We start from the raw sequence: 2,228 nt of genomic DNA, 5'->3' as shown, positions 1-2,228 counted from the left end.
TGATCTAAAAAAAGCCAGATCAAAAGATCGCAGCCTGCGGCAGCTCCTACAGGTCTGATGTTCAGGTAGCAGGGGTAAGCGTTAAATCGCAGGCAAAAAAAACCCGGGTTCTGGGGGGTGAATCCGGGTTAAGACCATTAGGAGTAAAACAAAGGCACGCGGTCCGTTGGTACCTTTATCGGCGCGACACTTGGGGGAGATGTCGCCCGACAGTTCAAGTATTGATCAGTCTGGCGTGCAGTCCAGTGAGCCGGTCGGGGTTTTTAAACAAATTTGGAATACGTTTGCTTCAGTTGAGTTCTCATTGCGCCCAAAACGTTCTCAAAACGAACAAGAAACACAGATATGGTCGGATGATCCGTGCATTTTTGCGCAAGTTAGGCATAATACGCGGCTTCGAATTTTGACCCTTCAGACCTTTTCTTATGCACAAAGAACCTCGTAAGGTCCGTGAGTTTCGTCGCCGCGAGCAAGAAATTCTCGATACCGCGCTCAAGCTGTTCCTCGACCAAGGTGAAGACAGTGTCACCGTCGAGATGATTGCTGATGCCGTGGGTATCGGCAAAGGCACGATCTACAAGCACTTCAAATCCAAGGCCGAGATTTATCTGCGCCTGATGCTCGACTACGAGCGTGATTTGAACGAGCTGCTGCATTCGGCGGATGTCGACAAGGACAAGGAAGCGCTGTCCCGTGCCTACTTCGAATTCCGCATGCGCGACCCTCAGCGTTATCGCCTGTTTGACCGCCTCGAAGAGAAGGTGGTCAAGGGCAATCAGGTGCCGGAGATGGTCGAGGAGTTGCACAAGATCCGTGCCTCGAATTTTGAACGCCTGACCTTGTTGATCAAGGGCCGCATCAGCGAAGGCAAGCTCGAAGACGTGCCGCCGTACTTCCACTACTGCGCATCCTGGGCGCTGGTGCACGGCGCTGTGGCGCTGTATCACTCGCCGTTCTGGAGCAATGTGCTGGAAGATCAGGAAGGTTTCTTCCAGTTCCTGATGGACATCGGCGTGCGCATGGGCAACAAGCGCAAGCGCGATCCGGAAACCCCAAGCAGCTGAGCCATTCAGCAGCCTTATTGCGCCATGATTTCGCTACATGACGCAGTACCGCAGGAATATACTCAGGCATAGGGCTTGCTAAAACTTGATTTGTGAGTCAAGTTTTAGCGGCTCGAAATTCTATCGCCGGAGTGATCATGATCGTTGACCGTCAAGGCAGGCGTTTTCGCAATTTGCGCATCAGCCTGACCTCAGCCTGCAATTACGCGTGTACCTACTGCGTGCCCAACGGCAAGCGGTTGGTGGCTGCGCAGGATGAACTGTCGGCCGACGCGATGGCGCGTGGCGTGGCGTATCTGATCGAAGCCGCCGGCATCGAGCGGCTACGCATCACTGGCGGTGAACCGCTGGTCAGCCCCAAACTCGAATCGTTCATGACCGCTGTCGGCAAGATGGGCCTGGAAGACATCAGCCTGACGACCAACGGTCAACTCCTCGCAAAGAAACTCCCGCTGCTGGTCGATGCCGGCCTGCGTCGGATCAACGTGTCCCTCGATACTTTAGACGCCGGCGCGTTCCGCAGCATTGCCCGTGGCGGTGACCTGGCCACCGTGCTCGATGGCATGGATCAAGCGAAAGCTGCGGGCATGAAGATCAAGGTCAACATGGTGCCGTTGCGCGGACAAAACCTCGATCAGGTCATGCCGCTGCTCGATTACTGCCTGGAGCGCGGATACGAACTGCGTTTTATCGAGTTGATGCGCATGGGCCATCTGGCCAAGGACAACAACGCGTTCCTGCAACAGTTCGTCAGCCTGCAGCAGTTGCTGGCGCTGATCGGCGAGCGCTATGAATACGCGCAAACCGATGCGCCTGTGGACGCCACCGCCGTGCGCTATGCGATCCCGGGGTTGGGCACCTTCGGCGTGATCGCCAATGAAAGCGTGCCGTTCTGCCGGACATGCTCACGCCTGCGCTTGTCGTCGACCGGATGGCTGCACGGTTGCCTGTCGTCAAGCAATCGCCATTATGTCGGCGATCTGCTCGACAAGCCGCGTCATCAGGCGCTGCCAGCGTTACAGCGTTTGCTGGTCAAGGCGTTGGGGGACAAGCAGGAAGTGGCTTTCTCCGGCGGCGCCACCGTCATGAAAATCATCGGCGGCTGAACCCGCTTTCGCGAGCAAGCTCGCTCCCACATTTGGAATGCATTTCGAATGTGGGAGC

At 56.2% G+C, this 2,228-nt stretch carries 2 protein-coding genes; both read left to right on the top strand.

Annotation, left to right across the window (positions count from 1 at the left end):
* Window positions 1–425 precede the first annotated feature (425 nt).
* Entirely contained in the window at window positions 426–1,064 is a 639-nt protein-coding gene (locus tag EJA71_RS18025) for a TetR/AcrR family transcriptional regulator (RefSeq protein WP_007908276.1), read from the top strand.
* Window positions 1,065–1,201: 137 nt separating this feature from the next.
* Window positions 1,202–2,170, top strand: coding sequence for a GTP 3',8-cyclase MoaA (locus EJA71_RS18020; RefSeq protein WP_158958969.1), 969 nt, complete (start codon window positions 1,202–1,204; stop codon window positions 2,168–2,170).
* The last annotated feature ends 58 nt before the right edge of the window (window positions 2,171–2,228 follow it).

Origin of the sequence: Pseudomonas sp. PB106 (genome assembly GCF_009764645.1) — a bacterium.
Classification (GTDB): Bacteria; Pseudomonadota; Gammaproteobacteria; order Pseudomonadales; family Pseudomonadaceae; genus Aquipseudomonas.
This window is presented reverse-complemented; position numbering and strand designations above follow the sequence as displayed.

Excerpts from the sequence above, each read along its gene's own strand:
- EJA71_RS18020 (WP_158958969.1), top strand. The coding sequence starts at position 1,202 with ATGATCGTTGACCGTCAAGGCAGGCGTTTTCGCAATTTGCGCATCAGC.
- EJA71_RS18025 (WP_007908276.1), top strand. The coding sequence starts at position 426 with ATGCACAAAGAACCTCGTAAGGTCCGTGAGTTTCGTCGCCGCGAGCAA.